Origin of the sequence: Rhizobium freirei PRF 81, assembly GCF_000359745.1 — a bacterium.
GTDB classification, from domain to species: Bacteria; Pseudomonadota; Alphaproteobacteria; order Rhizobiales; family Rhizobiaceae; genus Rhizobium; species Rhizobium freirei.
This window is the reverse complement of record NZ_AQHN01000084.1, coordinates 176,672-195,940: the sequence shown is the minus strand read 5'-3', so window position 1 is coordinate 195,940 and position 19,269 is coordinate 176,672. Positions and strand designations below refer to the sequence as shown.

Here is a 19,269-nt window from a genome sequence, read left to right as displayed (position 1 = left end):
GAGTATGAGGTAGAGCGATGACAGTGCATTTCATTGGCGCAGGCCCCGGCGCAGCCGACCTGATCACGGTGCGCGGCCGCGACCTGATCGGCAAATGCCCCGTCTGCCTCTATGCCGGCTCGATCGTCTCGCCGGACCTGCTGCAATATTGCCCGCCCGGCGCCCGTATCATCGACACGGCTCCGATGTCGCTCGACGAGATTGAGGCGGAATATCTGAAAGCGGCCGCCGCCGGCGAGGATGTCGCACGCCTTCACTCCGGCGATCTCTCCGTCTGGAGTGCCGTTGCCGAGCAAATCCGCAGGCTCGATCAGCATGGCATCGACTATACGATGACGCCTGGCGTCCCCGCTTTCGCAGCCGCAGCCTCAGCGCTCGGACGCGAGCTGACCATCCCGGCCGTCGCCCAGAGCCTGGTGCTGACGCGGGTCTCCGGCCGTGCCTCGCCGATGCCGAACAACGAGACGCTGGAGAAATTCGGCGCGACCGGCGCGACGCTCGCCATTCATCTGGCAATCCATGCGCTCGGAAAGGTGGTCGAGGAGCTGACGCCGCTTTACGGCGCCGATTGCCCGGTCGCGATCGTCGTCAAGGCCTCATGGCCCGACGAGCGGATCGTTCGGGGCACGCTTGCCACGATCGAGGAGAAAGTGGCGGCCGAACCGATCGAGCGTACCGCCCTGATCTTCGTCGGCCCATCGCTCGCCGCCAGCGATTTCCGCGAAAGTTCGCTCTACGATCCGGCCTATCAACGTCGTTTCCGCGATCGGCAATAATCCAGGACGCTGTTGCAAAACTGGCTGAAATTTCCTTTAGATCATTTTCGCTTTTCCTCGAACCGCGAAAATGATCTATCTTCCTGTTTTTTTACGCATTCCGGACGGAAAACCGCTGCGCACTCTTCCTGGAATTGCTTTAGCCTGCTCCGAGAACTCCCGGCACCAAGAGGATCAGTGGATACAGCGCATTACCATCGCCATCGATGATGATCTTCTCGAGACGATCGACAAGATCAGCGCGCAACGCGGCTATGCCAGCCGCTCGGAAACGCTGCGCGACCTGGTTCGCGATGCCGTTACGCATGCACAACCGACCATAGATGGCGATGCGAAATGTTACACAGCACGTACCTATGTCTACCAACACGAAACTCGGGATCTGTCGCGCCGCCTGACGATGGCCAAACACGATCATCATGACCTTTCGGTCTCGACCCTTCATGTCCATATCGACGGACACGATTGCCTCGAGGTCTCGGTGCTGAAGGGCAAGGCTGGCGAGATACAGACCTTTGCCGACAGCGTGGTTACCCAGCGCGGCGTCCGCTTCGGAGACCTGCACCTCATTCCTTCGGAGCTTGGCCCGCATCACGCGGAGCCTCATTCGCACGACTGAATGCGCGAGTTGCCCGCGGACAACGGCAGCCGTCAGAGCTTGCCCGTCATATAGGTCATGCTCTCCTTGATGGCCGCGACCGGCTCCTTCAAAGCATGTACCGCCGGGGCGAAGGGTTCGAACGAAGCCGGTCCCACGTAGCCTGCCGATAGCAGAGCCCGCAGCTGCCCGACATTGTCGAGACGGTCGCTGGCATCGACCAGAACGCGATGCGGATCGCGCATGTCGGCAACCGAGACGTCGGGATCGCTGACGCCGGAAATATGCACCAGGCCAGTCAGCTCCGGAAAAGTCGCAGCCTCGCCGGCGAGGTGGTGATGGAAGGTGTCGTGAACCAGGCGGAAGGTGGATTTCGCGCCGAGTTCTTCGATGGCGCCGGCCGCTTCGCTCTTCAGGCGCAGCGAGCAGATTTCGAAGCCAAGCGGCTCGACCAGCCCGACGATGCCGGCAGCTTCCAACATCGGCGTCAAAGCCGAAAGCGCCTTGCGAAGATTGGCCCGGCGTGCTTCCGGCTCGCGGCCGCTGCCGTCATTGACCGGCACGAGGACCAGCGCCTTGGCGCCGCAATCGCGCGCATAATCGATCAGCTCCGCTGCCTCCAGGGCGCGCTCGTCATTCCATTCATTGAAGCGCTGAAGGGCATTGATGGAGATGATCGTGAGCCCTTGACGCTCGGCCAATTCCTTGACGCCGTTTGCCGGCGTGCCGTCCAGTATTGCGTTGCCGGCAAGATCGTTTCGGATCTCGACGCTATCGATGCCGAGCTCCTTTGCAGCGGCGAAAAACGATTCCAGGCTCATGGATGGGGCGCACATATGATTGAGCGCGAAACGAATGGAACTCATAATGGGCACTCCTCCTCAGGGCGTCCGGCCGCAAAAGACATCTCGATTTGCCGCGCCGCTGTGCGAAGGACTAGCGAGATTCATTGCCTTGTTCCATCGGCTTTCGCTATCATTCCTGATAGATTTATTCCGATAATGATGGAATTACATCATTCGTGCTAGATGTTCTCGGAGACGAATATTTCGAACGGCAGGAAGCTCTGGCCGGGTACGGCCGCCTCGCCATTCTCGATCGCCGCAATCATGAGGCTCATCAGTTCCTTGCAGAGCGCCGGCAACGGCGTGCCGATCGCCATGGCGACGACATCGTCGGCGAGAGCAGCCCGCGATTCCGGCGTCAGCTCATTGACGACAGCGATCAGCTTGCCGGCCAGCCGCTCCTCGCGAATGGCTGAAATAGCTCCCTCCATGCCGCCGCCGCAGACATAGAAGCCGATCAAATCAGGATGCTTTTTCAGGAGATCGAGCGTTGCCTCATGCGTGATCTCCGGCGTGTCCAGATTGATGAGCGTATCCAAGACCTCGAATTCCGGCGCGTTTTCGCGGAAATAGGAACGAAAGCCGATTTCGCGCAGCTCATGTCCAAGGAAGCGATGGCTGGCGACAAAGCAGGCGACCTTGCCGGGACCCCGCGCCGAGCGCGCGATGAGCCAGGCCGCCGTGCGCCCGACCTTGCGGTTATCAACACCGATATAGCCCCGACGGGCGCCGGTAGAGAAGTCCGACAGCAGGGAAAAGACAGGAATACCCTTTTCCTTCAATTCCTCGATCGCGGCCGTGACGGCCGGATAGTCCGGCGCAACGAGCGCGATCGCCTGGCTGCGGGCCGCCATCGCCTTCAGTCTCTCGACGATAGCCGTTGGCGTCGAGGCCGGCACGAAGTCCACATGGGCATTGATCCGAGCTGTTGTGACCGCCTGTGCAGCCATGGCAATCTCCTTGGCGAAAGCCTGGTAGAAGGCCTGAACCGGCTTCTGCAGCACGAAACCCAATCGATACTGCGGCAGGTCCTCGAAGACGCGCTGACGCAGCAGGCCGACAGCATGGTAGCCGATTTCCTGGGCCGCCTCGTAAACCCTCCTTGCCGTCTCCTCTCTGACGCGATGACGTCCGTTCAGGACGCGATCGATCGTGGCGACGCTGACGCCGGAAGCCTTGGCAAGATCGGATATGGTGGGGCGACGCATGATTGCTCCTGAGATATGCCATCATCGATGACATCAAAATTTGATATGTTTTGATAGATTCCATCATTCCCGCATTGAGGCAAGCAAAAAGTCGATCTATCGTTTCCGGCATCGAGGGCGAGGCGCTGTTGAGCATCGCGGGAGGCAGGGATGACGACGATAATCAAGCGTGACTACGATCTGCTTGGCGCAAGCGGCAGGCTGGCGGTGGAAGCCGGGCTTGCGGCCGCCGAATGGTATCATACGGATGTGCCGCGCAAGGACATGAAGGCGCTGATGCAGCGATCGGATGCGCCAGCGATCCGCGATACCGTCATCTGGCTCGGCAGCATGGCGGTCTTCGCCGCTCTGGGTGTCTATTTCTGGGGATCGTGGATCTGCATCCCGTTCTTCCTGGCTTATGGCGTGCTTTACGGCTCGGCTTCCGACAGCCGCTGGCATGAATGCGGCCACGGCACAGCCTTCAAGACGCGCTGGATGAACGACGCGGTCTATCAGGTCGCCTGCTTCATGATCATGCGCAACCCCGTGACCTGGCGCTGGAGCCATGCACGCCACCACACCGACACCGTCATTGTCGGCCGTGACCCGGAAATTGCCGTCATGCGGCCGCCGGACCTCTTCCGTCTCGTTCTGAATTTCTTCGGGATCCTCGACGTCTGGCACGCCGTCGTCGACATGCTGCGCAATGCATGCGGCGTCGTCAGCGCCGCGGAAAAGACCTTCATCCCGGAGATGGAGCAGCCGAAAGCCATTCGTATCGCCCGCATCTGGCTCGCCATCTATGTCGCAACTATCGCAACGGCGATCGCCATGGGCTCGATCCTGCCGCTGATGCTGATCGGGCTTCCCCGGCTCTATGGTGCCTGGCATCACGTCCTGACCGGCCTCCTGCAGCATGGCGGCCTTGCCGACAACGTCATCGACCACAGGCTCAACAGCCGTACCGTGATGATGAATCCAATCAGCCGCTTCATCTACTGGAACATGAACTATCACGTCGAACATCACATGTTCCCAATGGTGCCCTATCACGCGCTGCCGAAGCTGCATGCGATGATCAAGCACGATCTGCCGGCGCCGAACCCATCCATGTGGTCCGGCTATCGCGAGATGATACCGGCATTCCTGCGGCAATTGCGCAACGAGGACTATTTCCTGAAGCGGGAGCTGCCGCCGACGGCACGGCCCTATCGCGAGGAGTTCCACGGCGAACTTCCGGCCACGGCCGCCCAGTAAACTAAACCGGACATGCAAAGGGAGGAAAACATGAGCAACTGGATCGAAGTCTGTGCTGCCGAGGCGATCGACGAAGAGGATGTCATCCGCTTCGACCATGACGGACGAACCTTCGCCGTCTATCGCAGCCCGGAGGACGACTATTTCGCCACCGACGGCCTATGCACGCACGAGAAGATCCACCTCGCCGACGGCCTGGTCATGGACAACATCATCGAATGTCCGAAGCATAACGGCCGTTTCGACTATCGCACGGGCGAAGCCAAGGGTGCGCCGGTCTGCGTCAACCTGCCGACCTATCCGGTCAAGGTCGAGAACGGCACCGTCTTCATCGGGCTGTGAGGAGGCAATCATGGCTCATTTCGTCATCGTCGGAGCAGGAGAATGCGGTGCGCGCGCCGCCTTCGCGCTTCGGGAAAAGGGATTTGAGGGCGACATCACCCTGATCGGCGCCGAGCCGCTCGCCCCATACGAACGTCCGCCGCTTTCGAAAGGCAGCTCAGGTGACGCGCCGGAACCCAAGTTCGTCGCCGCATTAGAACGGTATCAGGAGCAATCGATCCACCTGAGACTCGACGCGACGGTGACGGCGATCAATCCCGCTACGAAGACGATCAGTCTCGCCGACGGACAAACACTCGGTTACGACAAACTTCTGCTCACGACCGGGGCCTCGGCGCGCAACTTTCCCGGCGCCGATGGCACCTCCTGCCGCATCCGCATGCTGCGGACCCATGCGGATGCTGTGGCTTTGCATGCCGCCCTTCAACCCGGGCGGCACATTGCCATTATCGGCGGCGGCTTCATCGGCCTTGAACTGGCGGCAACGGCACGCATGCGCGGTGCCGACGTCACCGTCATCGAAGGCCTGCCTCGGGTGTTAAAGCGCGGCGTGCCGGAGGAAATCGCCGAAGCGATCACGGAACGCCATCGCCAGGAAGGCGCCGATATCCGTTGTGGCCAAGTCATCGAAGCCTTGCAGGAAGAGGCCGACAAGGTGATCGTTCGCCTGGCGGATAGCGAAAGCGAAGCAATTTCCGCCGACCTGCTGCTCGTCGGCATCGGCGCCTTGCCGAATGTCGCGCTCGCCGCGCAAGCGGGGCTTGCGATCGAGAATGGCATCGCCGTCAACGAGCGGCTGGAGACCTCGGTTGCCGAGATCTATGCAGCGGGGGATTGCTGCTCCTTCCCACTGGCACTTTATGGCGGTCGGCGCGTTCGGCTCGAATCCTGGCGCAATGCGCAGGAGCAGGCAAATCTGGCCGCTGCCAACATGCTGGGAGAAGGTGCGGAAATATCCGCCGTGCCATGGTTCTGGTCCGATCAATATGATCTGACGCTGCAGATCGCCGGTCTGGCGGATGAGGCGACCGTTCATGTAAGGCGAGACCTCGATGATGGTGCGTTCATCCTGTTTCATCTGGATGGGCAAGGGCGATTGCTCGCCGCCAGCGGCATAGGCCGCGGCAATGCCGTCGCGCGCGATATCCGTCTCGCCGAAATGCTGATTGCCGCCCGTGCCCATCCGGATCACAATGCTCTAGCGGCAAGCACTGTCAAACTGAAGTCGCTGCTTGCCGCATAAGATCGCCCTTAGACCTTGACGCAGGACGCCGAAGCATAAATGTCTTCCTGTAACGGCAAACGGGGGAAACGATGAAGATACTCGGCATTTCTGGCAGCCTGCGCAAAGGCTCCTTCAATACAGCCTTGCTTAACGCCGCGGTCGAACTGGCACCAAGCGGCGTCGAACTGATCGCCCGCACCATCCATGGCGTACCGCTCTATGACGCCGATCTCGAAGCAGCGGACGGCATTCCGGAAAAAGTCCGCGAGCTCAAAGATCTGGCTATCGCAGCCGATGGCTTGATCCTGTTCACGCCGGAATACAACAATTCGCTTCCCGGCGTGTTCAAGAACGCCATCGACTGGATGAGCCGCCCCTCGACCGACATCGCTCAAGTCTTCGGCGGCAAGCCGATCGCCATTCTTGGCGCCTCGCCCGGCAATTTCGGCACCATTCTCAGCCAGAACGCCTGGCTGACGGTGTTGCGCACGCTCGGCGCCGAAGCATGGTTCGGCGGCCGGCTGATGGTGTCGCGGGCCGGCAGCGTCTTCGATGCCGACGGCGCGATCGTCGACGAGAAGGTGAAACACAATCTCGCGGCTTTCATCGAAGGTTTCAGTGCTTTCGTTGAGGCTCGTAAAAAAGGCTGACGCGCCGCTGTTCGGCTAATCCGCAAGGCAGATATGAAGCCTATGACCAAGCCGATGAACAACCTAATCTGACTGTGGCGCCGGGTTCCGGCGCTTCTTGCCCCGCACATCTTCTTCCGTCGAAAACAATGAAATCCAATAGTACCGGTTACGTCTTCACGCTGTTGGCCATCAGCATATTCGCCATACAGGACGGCATATCCAAGCATCTCGTCAGCGCCTATCCGCCGCTTCTGGTGGCGATGATCCGCTATTGGGCATTCATGCTTTTTGCCATTGCGATGGCCTCGCGTGCACCGGGCGGCCTGCGACGCAATGTCAGGACCAAGCACCCTGCCCTGCAGATTGCCCGCGGCCTGCTGCTTGCCGCACAGATCGTCGTTGCCATCTCGTCCTTCGTCATCGTCGGACTGGCCCATTCGCAGGCGATCTTTTCATCCGGCCCGCTGATGGTGGCCATGCTGTCCATACCGATCCTCGGGGAAAAAGTGGGCTGGCGGCGATGGCTGGCGATCTGCTTCGGCTTCGTCGGCGTCCTCCTGATCCTGAAGCCGGAGAGCGGCGTCTTCGACGTGCGTTTCCTGGTGCCGCTTTCCGGCGCGCTGCTATTCTCGTTCTACGTCGTCCTTACCCGCTATGTCAGCCGGGAGGACAGTGCGATGACCAGTTTTTTCTACACAGGGGTTGTCGGCGCGGTCGCCATGAGCTGCATCGGCCCATTCTTCTGGACGACGCTTGCGCCGCATGACTGGATCTTCATGGGCATTCTCTGCCTGACGGGCGTGTCGAGCCACTATTTCCTCATACGCGCCTACGACCTGCTCGACGCGGTGGTGATCCAGCCGCTGACCTATCTGCAGCTTGTGCTCTCCGCCATCATCGGTGTCAGCATATTCGGCGAAAAGCTGAGCGCGCCCATGATTTTGGGCGCGCTCATCGTCGTTGCGGCGGGCATATTCACGATCTGGCGCGAACATGCCCTGGCGAGGACCCGGCCCAAGGCCGGCAAGGCATCGGCAGATTAGAGCATTTCCGTTTTAAACGGAGTCACGGAAATACTCTATCTCTTTGTTTTCACACAATTCCGGACGCAATACCGGCTTCGCATTTTTGCGGGAATTGCTCTAAGCATCCACCTGGGCGCGCGGCTGCACCTCGGTGTAGTAGCTCACATATTTCTGCCGGTAGCGCTCCGTTCCGCCGAAATCGCTGTAGCGCGGCAATTCCGACATATCGGTCTTGTTGAGGATGACGCCGAGGATGCGCGAATTGATCTGCGGCTCCTGCTCGAGGATGTCACGGACCAGATTGGTCGGCGTCGCGCCCCATTCGGCAACCAGCAGGAAGGCGTCGACCTGCGGCGCAAAGGCCTTTGCATCGATGACCGGGCCGAGAGGCGCGAGATCGACGACGATGTAGTCGAACAACTTGCGCGCATTTTCCATCAGATGATGCATGCCCTGCGAGGACAGAAGCTCGCTGGTGTGCAGCAGATGATCGCGTACGACAACGGGTAGAATGGCAAGCTTGGTGCGCGGATCGACCTTCACGGCATTGGTCCACGGAACCTCGCCGAGCACGGCCTCGATCAAGCCGGCCTGCGGCTGCGACTTCAATGTCCGGCTGAGACCCGGATTGCGCAAGTCGGCGTCGATGAGCAGCGTACGCTTGCCGCTGCTGGCGAGCAGGGCGGCGAAATTGGCGGCCGTCGTCGACTTGCCCTCGCCGGGCAGTGCCGAGACGACGCCGATCACGCGATCGGCACGGCCTTGCAGCATGACGTCGCTGGCGAGCTTGGCGTTCCTCAAGGTCTCGGCAAAGATCGAGCGCGGCGCTTCGACCGAGATGCGCATCATACGCTCAAAGGCGACGCCGTTTTCCGGCTCTTCCGCCGTTGCCGGCTCGGGTCCGGCGTTGGGTTTGCGCAGCTGCCTCCTGCTCCTGCTCTGCTGGCCGAGCAGCGGCAGATAGCCGAGGAACTTCAACCCGAGAGCCGAGCGCACGTCCGCTTCGACACGGAAGAAGCGATCGCGGAACTCCTGAAGGGCAGCCAATCCGCAGCCGGCCATCAGGCCGAGGATGACCGCGAGTGCCATGACAAGCGTCTTCTTCGGGCTGGAGGGTGCCGTCGGCACACCGGCAACCGAAATGACACGCGCCTTGGCGATCGGGAAGGAACGCTGCTGCGTCGCCTGTTCGAAACGGCCCAGATAGGATTCGTAAAGGCTCTTCAGCGCCGTCGCCTTCTGGTTCAGCTCGTTCAGATGAACCAGCGACTTGTTGGCTTCGGAATTCTTGCCGACAACGTTTTCGATGCTTTCACGCAGCGACGACGCACGCGATTGCGCCACGTCATACTCATTCTTGTAGCTGGCAGTAAGCTGCTGGAGTTCCTGATAGATCTGACGGGTAATATCCTGCCGCTCGGCGCGGAGCGCCACGGCTTGCGGATGGTTGGCGCCGAAATTCTGCGTGACGTCCTGCTCGCGCTTTTGGACGGCGAGATAGCGGGTCTTCAGATCCTGCAGCACCGAGTTGTCGGTCGAGCTTGATGAGATGGTCGCGTTCTTGACGGCGTTGTCGGGACCCTGGTCGATGATCGACTTGTACTGATTATAGCGAGCGGAAGCGCTGGCCGTATCGGCCTGAGCGATGATCAGCTGCTTGTTTAAATCGGAAATCTGCTGTTCCGACATCAGCTCGCCGCCGGTCGAGGTCAAACCATTGTCGGCCTTGTATTTCTCGACTTCGAGCGAAGCCTCCTGCGCGCGCTGACGCAGATCGTTCAGGCGTTCCTGCAGCCAGACGGAGGCACGTTCGGTCGCGTCGAAATTGGCGTTCAACTGATCGGTGAGATAGGCATCGGCATAGGCGCGCGTGACCTTGGCGGCCAACTGCTTGTCGGTCGAGCTGTAGGAAACCGCGACAACCGAGCTTCGCGTAACCCGCTCGACCTTGAGATTGTCCTGCAGAACGGCAGCAACCTTCTGACGCTGGGCTTCTCGCTGCTCTTCCGGCGTCATCGGTGGACGACGCGGCGTAAAGATGCTGACGATGAGATCGACACCGGATTTCATCAAGGCTGCCGGCGATAGCGGCGGATTGAGCAGCCTGTTGTTGTCAGCAAGACCACCGGTATCGACGACGCGCAAAGCCATCTCGTTCGATTTGAGGATTTCGACGGCGCTGGCGATTTCCATGTCCGCCTGCTGGCCGCTGGCGGCCGGCGGCTGATCCTCAGCATATTTCGTCATGCTTTCGTCGAGCAATATCTGCGTCATCGACGTGTAGCTCGAGGTGGCAGTCAGCAAATAGGCCACGGCCAGAATGACGCAGGCGGCCGCAGCAAGGAGGATGGTACGGAAGCGACGCGTCACGACCGCCATCAGCTTGTCGAGGTCGATGAAGCTATCCTGCGACCCTCCTTGGGGAACAGCGCTGTGGAAAGTGAAATTCTTCTGATGCATGGCGACCACCTTGTCGGAGAAGCCTGAATGAACAATAGCCATGGCCTGCGGCCCTTCCGGCCGCAGGCCAGATGTGAACAGGCTTAAGCGGCGGTCATCTGCGCTTCATGCGAGACGACCAGGTTGCGGATCGAGTCATAGACCAAGCCGCCGATGTCGGCGCGAGCGAGCGCAAAGGCGACGTTTGCTTCGATGAAGCCATGCTTGGACCCACAGTCGAACGTGCGTCCGCCGTAAACCTGGGCATGGAAGGATTGTGTCTCGGAGAGACGCAGCATGCCGTCGGTCAGCTGGATCTCATTGCCGGCACCGCGCTCCTGACGGGCCAGAATGTCGAAAATCTCGGGCTGCAGGATATAACGACCATTGAGGTAAAAGTTTGAAGGCGCTTCCGACGGATGCGGTTTTTCGACCATCTTGGTCACGGCAAAGCCGTGACGGACCGCCGAGCCCTTGCCGATGATGCCGTATTTCGACGTCTCTTCCGGAGCGCACTCCTCGACGGCGACGATGTTGCCGCCGGTCTCATTGTAGAGATCCATCAGGCCGGCCATGCAGCCGCGCATGCCGTAGCACAGCATGTCGGGCAGCAGCAGCGCGAAGGGTTCGTTGCCGATCAGGTCGCGAGCGCACCAGACGGCGTGACCGAGGCCGAGCGGAGCCTGCTGGCGGGTGAAGCTCACCGAGCCCGGCCGCGGCAGGAGGCGTTCCAGCTCGCTGACCTGATGGCTCTTGCCTGCTCTCTGCAACGAGGAAATCAGCTCCGGCGTGTCGTCGAAATGATCTTCGATCGCCGACTTGTTGCGGCTGGTGACGAAGACGATGTGCTCGATGCCGGCCTCGATGGCTTCGTCGACAGCATATTGCACGACCGGACGATCGACGATCGTCAGCATCTCCTTGGGCATCGCCTTGGTGGCGGGCAGGAAGCGCGTTCCGTTGCCGGCAACCGGGATGACTGCTTTTCTCACGCGAGTTTTGGGGTCCATGGCTCTATCCTTTGTTAGAGTGAGGGCCTGCGCCCAGATTGGGCAGGGGGGAGGAAAGTTGAGGGGTAGGCGCCGGCTGATGGTGGCTCCGCAGCGATGTGGCCAGCCGGCGAAAACGGGCAAAAACCGGCATGCTGAGATGACGCACCGCGCGGGGATTGAGGCATGCGATCTTGAACGCGGCTTGCAATTCGCGTCCCTTGATGCTGTCGACCAGCTTCAAAAAGGCAATGACCTCCTTCAGGTTGCGCGTGCGCCGCCGCTGCGCCGCAAGGGCGGCGGCACCAAAGGGATGCTCGGCAAAGAACCTGGTATCGGCTGCGAGCATCGCCTCGACGTGTTCCTGCTTGAGCACCCTCGAGATCGATCCCTCGCGAATGTAGTAGAGGTAGCCTGCGGTCGGTTCGACGACGCAGACGCCGCCCCTCGCCAGAGCCGACGCCAGGAAAATATAGTCTTCGCCGATCCGCAGCGTCTCGTCGAAGCGCAGGTGGTACTTCTCGACGAAGGCACGCTCGAAGATCGGCTTCATGTAGCCGAAATTGTGCTCCGACTGAAAAATCATGTTGGAGGCGATGAATTTTGCCAGCGTCAGCAGCGGCATACGCGCCAGCATCGGCTCGGGGAACATGGTCGCCGTCGTTCCGACGTCCTCGCGAATGACGTCGAGATTGTCGACCGCGATCTGCGCCTCGGCCCTTTCCGCCTGGGCGATCAGCCGCACCATGCGATCCGGGCGCAGGGCGTCGTCGGAATCGAGCACGGCCACCCAGCGGCCACGGGCTGCATCGAGCCCGGCATTGCGGGCAGCGCCAGGACCGCCGTTGCGGGGCATAGCGACGAGGCGAACGCGCGGATCCGGGTGATTGCCGACAATTTCGCGCGTACCGTCCGTCGAGCAATCGTCGACGACGATGACTTCCATGCTGACGGCACCTTGGGCAAGTGCGCTGTCGATGGCACGCTCGAGCGTGTCCTCGGCATTGTAGGCAGCGATGACGAAGCTGACATCGGGGATGAAATCCGTCATTGCGGTGCTTTCTCCAGACTTCCGTATTGTTCGATTTCGCGAACTCCGAAGAGGCCGCTGACGACGCCGGCATGCATGATACCGCGCAGGCCATAGCGATGCCGCTTGATGGGGGATGCGGAGAGCAGCGCAGCCGCAGCAAAGCAATAGGCGGATTTCGTGCCGGCAAGCGCGATCGCGCGCCAACGTCCGAAACCGCCTTTGCCCTCCAGCAGCATGCGACCATGCGTCTGCCCCATGCGATAGCGGCGTTTCGACAGCCAGGACACCGTCGCTCGTCCGTTGGGAACGGGCTCATGGACCAGAGCGTCTTCGGCATAGGCGATCCGGCCGCCGGCCTTGTGCATATGGCTGAAGAACTCGGTGTCCTCGCCGCCGCTGCGCCCAAGCGCGATGTTGAAGCGCCGGCCGGCAAGCGAGAGCGCGCCGCGGCGCAGCAGCACATTGCAGGTGTAGCCGGTCAGAATTTCTCCCGCGACCCAGACGGGCAAGGTCGAATGGAAATCGCCGCGCTGCATCCAGGCGGGAGCGACGTTGGCGTAGACCGCCTGGACGGGACCAAGAACGGCGTCGGCGCCGGTCGTATCGGCCATGACGAGCATTTCCGTGAGCCAGTCCTGCGAAGCGGTCTCGTCGTCGTCGATGAAGGCGAGGAAGTCACCGCTTGCATGATCGAGACAGGCATTGCGGGCAATGGAGATATTCGATGCCGGGCAATGGACATAGACGATCTCAAACGGCACAGCCGAACGCATGGCTTCGACACGGTCCCGCGCGCTTGGCGTGACATCATTGTCGGCAACGATGATCCGGATGATCGCGCCGGCGGGAATGCTGAGCACGGCAAGCGACAGCAACGTCTGATCGAGCTCTGCCCGCCGATAGGTGCAAACAGCGATGTCGATCTTTATCGGACGCCGATGGACCTGTGTCATGACGCAACCCCGCGATTGCGGAAACTGAAGACCTCCATCCAGAAGCCCATCGACCAGGCGAAATGCATGACCATGGCGGAGATGGCGGCGAGCGGCCCATAGGGGTTCCCCTGGCCGAGCGCGATCCAGAAGCCGTAGGCGATGCAAGCCACAGCCCAGAGACCGACCGGGATGACCGCAATCCAGCTGAGGACGGCCAGGAAGGCGCCGATGAAGATCGGCACGACCGCAAGCGGCAGCATCTGGCGCAGGCTCGGCATGCTGCGGTGCTTGAGGATATTGCGCGCGCGGCCGCGGCCGTAGCCGAGATATTGCTTGAAAAGCGTCGGGATGCTGGAGCGCGGATAATAGGTCATGGCCGTCTTGTCCGTGAGCCAGATCCGATAGCCGGCCTTGTGCAGCCGGTAATCGAGCTCGGCATCCTCATTGTGGCTGAAGGTCTCGTCATAGCCGCCGACCGAGCGGAAGGCCGAGACCCGCATCAGCGCATGGTGCCCATGCTCGGCCCAATGCCCCTTGGCGCCCTCGCGATGCTTCGAGCCGCCATTGCCGAGCTTCGAATTCTGCGCCACGGCGGTTGCCTTCTGGAAGGCGCTGAAGCCCATCGTGCGCATGGCAACGACGACGGAATCCGCACCGGTCGCGCCAGCTTCCTCAACCAGCGTCTGGCAATAATCGGCCGGATAGTCGCCATGAGCGTCGATGCGGATGAAGTATTCATAGTCTTCGCCGAAGACTTCCATGGCGAGATTGATCGCAGCGCTCTGCAGCCGCTTCGGATTGTCGAGCAGCAGGATACGCGGATCTCTCTCGGCGATGTCACGGACGATCTCGCGCGTGCGATCGGTGCTGCCGCCATCGGCGACGACGATGCGGGCGTCAAGATCATCCAGCGCCTGACCGAGTTTACCGATCAGCGGCTCGATATGCTTTTCCTCGTTGAGGCAAGGAATAACGATTATGCAGCGCATATCTCCTGAACTTCCGGTCGTCATTGCAATCCACCTCTATTGCGATGCAGTTGTGGGAGGGTCTGTATTTCGGCAAGCTGCTGGTTGGCGCACGTCAAGGATGCCAGCCGCTGCACCAGTCCCTGGCAATCGGCGCGATCGGTCATCCACTGTTTGCGATCCTGAGATGCCACGGCCTCGAAGGCTGCGAGATAGCGCTGCTCATCCATCTTGCCCAAAAGCGAGGCCAGATGTGCGGCGTCGGCAGCATCAAGCGTAAGCCCGATCTTCCGGCCTGCGAGAAATCTTGCCGTCTCGGTGCCATGGAATGCGATCGGCACGGCGCCATAAAGGCCGCCTTCATAGAGGCGGTTCGGCAGCAGCCAGCTCGAGTTCAACCCTTCCTCGAAGAAATCGATCGCCCAGGAGAACTGAACGTCGTTGTAGATCCTCGAAAGATCCTCGGGGTTCTTGTAGGCACCGGCAAAATGCATGAAGGGCGCATCGCGCACGAGGCGATCGAAATCTTCGAATTCGGAATAGGCGGGCCGGCCTCTAAGGACGATCTCGAAGCGACCTCCCATCAGCCGCGAGAAATCATCGAGCAATGCCAGAGACTTGCGGCAGCGAAGCGCCCCGAACCAGCCGATCTTCCATGGCTTGTCCGCAGCCGGAGGTCTTGCGCTCGGTGCAACGGCGCGCGCTGCGGGCTCAAGCGCCAGCACCTTGTTTTCGAGCAGCATGATCGGCAGATCCAGGCCGGAGCGCGGACGGAAATAGCGCTCGACGAAGGCGGGAGAGCTGGTGATCAGCAACGCCGCCTGGGAACCGAAATGGCGTTCCGCGCCGCGAAGCGCGCTGCCCACTACATCGTCGCGCAGCAGCAGCCGATGGATATCGAGGCATTCATAGACGATCGGCATGTCGCCGCCGAAGACGGACTTGGCACGATTGGCCAGCGCCAGCATTTCGAGATTGCGGCCGATGATGAGGTCAGGTCTTGCGATCGAGCTCAGCGCACTGCGCAATTTCGCCGCCGATCTGGCGACTGCGGTGACGCGCTGCGCAAACTGCGCATCCTTCGTCCTGCCAAGCTCGATCGGCTCGACGCCGTGGACGGAAGCAAGCGCATTGTCGTCGCGGCGGAAGCCCGCCAACGTCACCAGCGCTCCGCCGGCCTGCAGCATGAGGACGCGCCTGCGCACGGCAGGATCGGCGAGATCATGGACGAAATATAGAATATGCAGCATCAAAATTTCCGCTTCCACGCCCGGCTTAAACCAGGCGCCTCGTGTGGTCGGTGTTGCACGGCGACATTGCGATCGGTCGCGGACGGCGCCCCGCGACCGGTCAGGTTCAGTTGATCTTGCAGGTGATCGATTCCGGGAATAGGCACTTCTCGCCCGGAGCAGTGAAGGCAACCCGCTTGATCTGCATGGTTGCGGGCTCACCGCTATAGGCGAACTTGCCCATCCAGCCACTCAAGGTGTCGGTGCCCCACAGGCTGAAGAAGATCTTCTGGGCATTTGACGGTATCTTCGAGGGATCCGTTACGTCCTGGACAAGCTTGCCGTTCACGTAATAGCGCAGGCGATCCTTCTCCCAGATGAAGGCGTAGTCGTTGAAGCCCTGATCGGCGCCGCCGGAAACCGGTGCCAGCTTCTCGTTACCGCCCTTGGCGGAGATATATTGGTTGACCTGAACCTGACCGGCGTTCTTGCCGAGCACTTCGAAATCGATCTCGTCATGCGGTTTCTTGTCGGTCGGGCCGATATAGGTGAAGAAGGCGGAGTTCAGGCCAGGCCCGGTGGCCGTGCGATAACGCGCCTCATAGGTGCCGTAACCGTAACGCTTGGTCGTCTGGATCTCGCCGCAGGCATAGTTGCGCTCGCCTGTCTTGGACTGGACGAACTGCAATTGCAGCATGCCGTCCTTGATGGTCACCTGCTTTCGCGACCAGGTGCAGTTCTGGTGCGGCCCATTGTTCCAGCCATCGGAGATGTACCAGCGGCCGGTATCGATGCGCTCGAAATTGTCGACGAAGGACGCGCCCGACTGCTGCGCATCCTCTGCGGATGCTGCCTGCGGCAGAAAGCAAGCGCTCACGAGAGCGATTGCAGCAAGACCAAGTCCTTGCACGTAGTTTTTCTTCGATGTCGTCATGGCATCACCTTTGCTTGGAACGCACACGCCGATCCTCGGCGGTGCGGCTCTGGACTGCGAGGGCGCCAGTTTGCGGGCGCACCCGGCTGCCTGTCAGCAGGTTGTAGAAGCTTGGCAGGGCATTGCGCGCCATGCCATTGGTCAGGGGCAGCAGCAGCAAGGCGAGTGCTACCGCCAGAAGATAGAAGATCGGATAAACTTCGCTGCCACCGCGGTTCCAAAGAACCCAGAGGCAGAAAAGCAGCGGATAATGGGCGCAGAAGATCCAGAAGCTGAGACTACCGGTTGCCGCAAGGCCCTGCCCGACGCGACTGCGGATCAGGATCGCCGACAGCGCCCAGAAGCCCGGAATACCGACCAACACCATCAGATTGCGGCAGACCTCGAGCCACAACGGCAAATCAGGACCGTTCATGTACGCAGCAGTTGCCAGAAGAGCGGCAAGCGCGATGAAGGTAGGTACGATCAAGGCGGCATAGCGATCCATGATCGTGACGTCGACACGATAGAGGCTGAGATAGATGCCAAAGCTGAAACTGAACAGAATAGAATTCCGCAACACGATACCGAGCGATATCGGCCAAGCTGCAAGTAGAAGCAGAAATGCCAAGGTCAGCAACGGTGCGCGCAGAATGAGAAACGCCAGAAGAGGCGATATAATGATGCAGACGAACAGATCGCGCAGGAAATAGAGCGGCAGATTAATCGGCGTACCGTCGATCGCAAACAGGAGAGTCGATAGTGTATGCGGGCTGGCTTCCGATAGATCCGGCATATATCCATCTCCGATTCCGTAATATTGGAGGATCAGGACGAATAGAAAGAAAGTACAATTCCAGAGAAGAAACGGCAACATGACCGTCTTCGTCTTTCGCTGGATCGTCTTTCCATATTCTATCGATGCCGATCCATTACGAAACAACAGATAACCCGAGATCGCACTCAAGCAGGGAACTCCAACTCGAAACAAACTGTCACGCAGAAATACTCGCAGCCAATCGAAAAGGCCGTAAGCACCACTGAACGGGCTGCTTTGCATATCGAACGGTATATGGACAAAGAGGATGCCCGAGATAAGCACGATACGCATGAGGTTTATCCGCGAAGACACACTGGCAGTCACATTCACGATGTCTGTCACCCCTTCTTCGGGCCGCATCCCCCTCGCAGCCGTTTCAATGAGAGCAGAGCAAGGCTCGCAGACGATAACCTAGGGCGCTCTCTGGAAAGGGAATATGGCGGCGCAGCAAAAATGAGCGGAAAATGGTGTGCACGCAGGCGCCGGAAACACCGTTTTGCGCCGCCTCAAGGAGGAAACAATCGATTTAGATCGAAGAAAAACCTAGCTGTGAGAGGCATTTAGCCGCCACTCGATATCCGGGCGTCGGCTTTTGAGGGAAGCGACCAGCCCACTTCGATTTTTTTGCCGGAGAGTGAAGATTTTTTGCAGCGCAGCAGATTTGAGCGTGTGAAGAGTGACCAAAATGCGACAAACCTGCAATCCTTGTGGGAAAGTGGCTTGGCATGGCTCCCCCTGTAGATGCAGCAACGTTCGATCCCGGCGCGCAATATCTCAAAATGGTTCAGCGACGCGTAGTTCGGCGATCTCCGCCTTGCGTGAATAAAGTTCCAGAAAATCTCGCTCTTCGACATTGCTCCGCATCGAATGGGCGCTACCTCTTGGCGTCACGGCGGCATTCACGGCCGGTCAGGCAACCGGAGAATGGCGGTTGATGCAGCCGAAGAGCCGCTGGTTACGTCCGCAAGAGACGACACCACAAGCCCCTGAATCGAAACCGTAAAGGCGGGAAAATGGCGTCAATCACGATTGTTATTCCCTTCTATCAGAAGCAAACCGGCGTTCTGCAACGCGCCCTGAGATCGATATCCCGGCAGACATTTCAGGATTTCGATATTCTCATCGTCGACGATGAATCTCCCCTTCCGGCAGAAAGCGAGCTGCAATCGCTGAGCAGCAAGGAGCGAAAACACATCCGGGTGATCCGCCAGACCAATGCGGGACCGGGAGGCGCACGCAACACCGGTCTCAACAACGTGCCGGCCGAAAGCAGGTTCGTGGCGTTCCTCGATTCCGATGACGAATGGGCACCGGAGCACCTCAGCAATGCATTCGGCACCCTGACCCACCACAACGCCGATTGCTATTGGGACTCCATCGATGGCGGCACGGAGTTCTATTATCATTTCAGCATCGCGGAACTCGGGAAATCGGCAGATACGATACGGTTGTCGGACAGGCCTGCCGTGGTCGAAATCCCCAATATCGCCAGCGTCATGCTGCAGGACTGGAGCTTCCTGCACATGTCCTGCATGGTGATCGGGCGCCCGCTTTTCGAAAAAATCCGCTTCGAGCCGGCGTTGCGGCTGGCCGCAGAAGACGTGCTTTTCTTCTGCGACTGCGTCCTTGCAGCCAAGCGTGTGCTGCTGTGCGAAGATGCCGGTGCGCGGCGCGGCGAAGGCGTGAATATCTTTCACAGCATCGATAATGACTCGCCGCAATTCCTGCGCCAGCAGTTCAACACGTGGACGGCACTCAATACGCTGGAGCAGAGATTTTCGCGGCGGCCGCAGGATGTCGCCGCCATCAGACTCTACAAGAACCGTGCTCGCCGCCAGGCGCTCTGGAGCCAGGCTCGGCAGGTAAAAAGCCGGCGCATGCCTCAGCTCGGACTTCTGGCGAAATGGGCCTTGCGCGACCCTGGAATTTTACAAAGCGCCATGCAGCTTGCCGTCGGCAAACTCGCGCCCTAGATTTTGCAGCGCAGCATAGGCTGCTCATGCCGCATCGAAGATAATTACGGCATGCCCCGCTATCGTTTGGATCAGCAAGG

The 19,269-nt window shown here is 60.1% G+C and carries 19 protein-coding genes; 8 read left to right on the top strand and 11 right to left on the bottom strand.

Annotation, left to right across the window (positions count from 1 at the left end; all coding sequences use genetic code 11):
• The first annotated feature begins 17 nt into the window (after positions 1–17).
• A complete protein-coding gene (gene cobM, locus RHSP_RS24300; RefSeq protein WP_004124668.1) occupies positions 18–776 on the top strand; it encodes a precorrin-4 C(11)-methyltransferase in 759 nt (252 codons plus the stop codon).
• Positions 777–957: 181 nt separating this feature from the next.
• Complete coding sequence (gene nikR, locus RHSP_RS24295) at positions 958–1,395, top strand: nickel-responsive transcriptional regulator NikR (RefSeq protein ID WP_037154552.1); 438 nt, start codon at positions 958–960, stop codon at positions 1,393–1,395.
• A 32-nt stretch (positions 1,396–1,427) separates the two neighbouring features.
• Here the strand turns inward: nikR and RHSP_RS24290 are convergent, their stop codons facing one another.
• Together RHSP_RS24290 and RHSP_RS24285 are read right to left on the bottom strand one after the other, a co-directional pair.
• Entirely contained in the window at positions 1,428–2,240 is an 813-nt protein-coding gene (locus RHSP_RS24290) for a TIM barrel protein (protein WP_004124662.1), read from the bottom strand.
• 158 nt (positions 2,241–2,398) lie between these two features.
• On the bottom strand, positions 2,399–3,427 hold the full coding sequence (locus RHSP_RS24285; protein WP_004124653.1) for a LacI family DNA-binding transcriptional regulator: 1,029 nt from the start codon (positions 3,425–3,427) through the stop codon (positions 2,399–2,401).
• Between the two features lie 150 nt (positions 3,428–3,577).
• On the opposite strand from RHSP_RS24285, the gene RHSP_RS24280 reads away from it, so the two are divergent.
• The 5 genes from RHSP_RS24280 (at position 3,578) to RHSP_RS24260 (ending at position 7,908) form a co-directional block, all read left to right on the top strand.
• A complete protein-coding gene (locus RHSP_RS24280; protein WP_004124649.1) occupies positions 3,578–4,666 on the top strand; it encodes a fatty acid desaturase family protein in 1,089 nt (362 codons plus the stop codon).
• 30 nt (positions 4,667–4,696) lie between these two features.
• A complete protein-coding gene (locus RHSP_RS24275) occupies positions 4,697–5,008 on the top strand; it encodes a MocE family 2Fe-2S type ferredoxin (RefSeq protein ID WP_037154230.1) in 312 nt (103 codons plus the stop codon).
• 10 nt (positions 5,009–5,018) lie between these two features.
• Positions 5,019–6,251, top strand: a complete 1,233-nt coding sequence (locus RHSP_RS24270) for an NAD(P)/FAD-dependent oxidoreductase (RefSeq protein ID WP_004124641.1) — start codon at positions 5,019–5,021, stop codon at positions 6,249–6,251.
• A gap of 71 nt (positions 6,252–6,322) precedes the next feature.
• Entirely contained in the window at positions 6,323–6,883 is a 561-nt protein-coding gene (locus RHSP_RS24265; RefSeq protein ID WP_004124638.1) for an NADPH-dependent FMN reductase, read from the top strand.
• Between the two features lie 128 nt (positions 6,884–7,011).
• Complete coding sequence (locus RHSP_RS24260) at positions 7,012–7,908, top strand: DMT family transporter (RefSeq protein WP_004124633.1); 897 nt, start codon at positions 7,012–7,014, stop codon at positions 7,906–7,908.
• Positions 7,909–8,007: 99 nt separating this feature from the next.
• Here the strand turns inward: RHSP_RS24260 and RHSP_RS24255 are convergent, their stop codons facing one another.
• From RHSP_RS24255 to RHSP_RS34855, 9 genes are all read right to left on the bottom strand, one after another.
• A complete protein-coding gene (locus tag RHSP_RS24255) occupies positions 8,008–10,350 on the bottom strand; it encodes a polysaccharide biosynthesis tyrosine autokinase (protein WP_037154549.1) in 2,343 nt (780 codons plus the stop codon).
• Between the two features lie 83 nt (positions 10,351–10,433).
• Entirely contained in the window at positions 10,434–11,339 is a 906-nt protein-coding gene (locus RHSP_RS24250) for a UTP--glucose-1-phosphate uridylyltransferase (protein ID WP_004124627.1), read from the bottom strand.
• 4 nt (positions 11,340–11,343) lie between these two features.
• On the bottom strand, positions 11,344–12,369 hold the full coding sequence (locus RHSP_RS24245; protein ID WP_004124624.1) for a glycosyltransferase family 2 protein: 1,026 nt from the start codon (positions 12,367–12,369) through the stop codon (positions 11,344–11,346).
• Complete coding sequence (locus RHSP_RS24240; RefSeq protein WP_037154225.1) at positions 12,366–13,304, bottom strand: glycosyltransferase family 2 protein; 939 nt, start codon at positions 13,302–13,304, stop codon at positions 12,366–12,368. The genes RHSP_RS24245 and RHSP_RS24240 overlap by 4 nt, the downstream gene beginning before the upstream one ends.
• Entirely contained in the window at positions 13,301–14,299 is a 999-nt protein-coding gene (locus tag RHSP_RS24235) for a glycosyltransferase family 2 protein (RefSeq protein ID WP_004124619.1), read from the bottom strand. Before RHSP_RS24235 ends, RHSP_RS24240 begins: the two co-directional genes overlap by 4 nt.
• A complete protein-coding gene (locus RHSP_RS24230) occupies positions 14,296–15,504 on the bottom strand; it encodes a glycosyltransferase family protein (RefSeq protein ID WP_004124616.1) in 1,209 nt (402 codons plus the stop codon). Before RHSP_RS24230 ends, RHSP_RS24235 begins: the two co-directional genes overlap by 4 nt.
• A gap of 106 nt (positions 15,505–15,610) precedes the next feature.
• The gene (exoK, locus tag RHSP_RS24225; RefSeq protein WP_004124614.1) at positions 15,611–16,417 is read right to left on the bottom strand and encodes an endo-1,3-1,4-beta-glycanase ExoK; all 807 of its coding nucleotides are present in this window, start codon (positions 16,415–16,417) and stop codon (positions 15,611–15,613) included.
• 4 nt (positions 16,418–16,421) lie between these two features.
• Positions 16,422–17,576, bottom strand: coding sequence for an acyltransferase family protein (locus tag RHSP_RS24220; protein ID WP_240535502.1), 1,155 nt, complete (start codon positions 17,574–17,576; stop codon positions 16,422–16,424).
• Between the two features lie 200 nt (positions 17,577–17,776).
• Complete coding sequence (locus RHSP_RS34855; RefSeq protein WP_157385423.1) at positions 17,777–18,070, bottom strand: hypothetical protein; 294 nt, start codon at positions 18,068–18,070, stop codon at positions 17,777–17,779.
• A gap of 159 nt (positions 18,071–18,229) precedes the next feature.
• Between RHSP_RS34855 and RHSP_RS24215 the strand changes: the two genes are divergently transcribed.
• The gene (locus tag RHSP_RS24215; protein ID WP_004124606.1) at positions 18,230–19,189 is read left to right on the top strand and encodes a glycosyltransferase family 2 protein; all 960 of its coding nucleotides are present in this window, start codon (positions 18,230–18,232) and stop codon (positions 19,187–19,189) included.
• Positions 19,190–19,269: the final 80 nt, after the last annotated feature.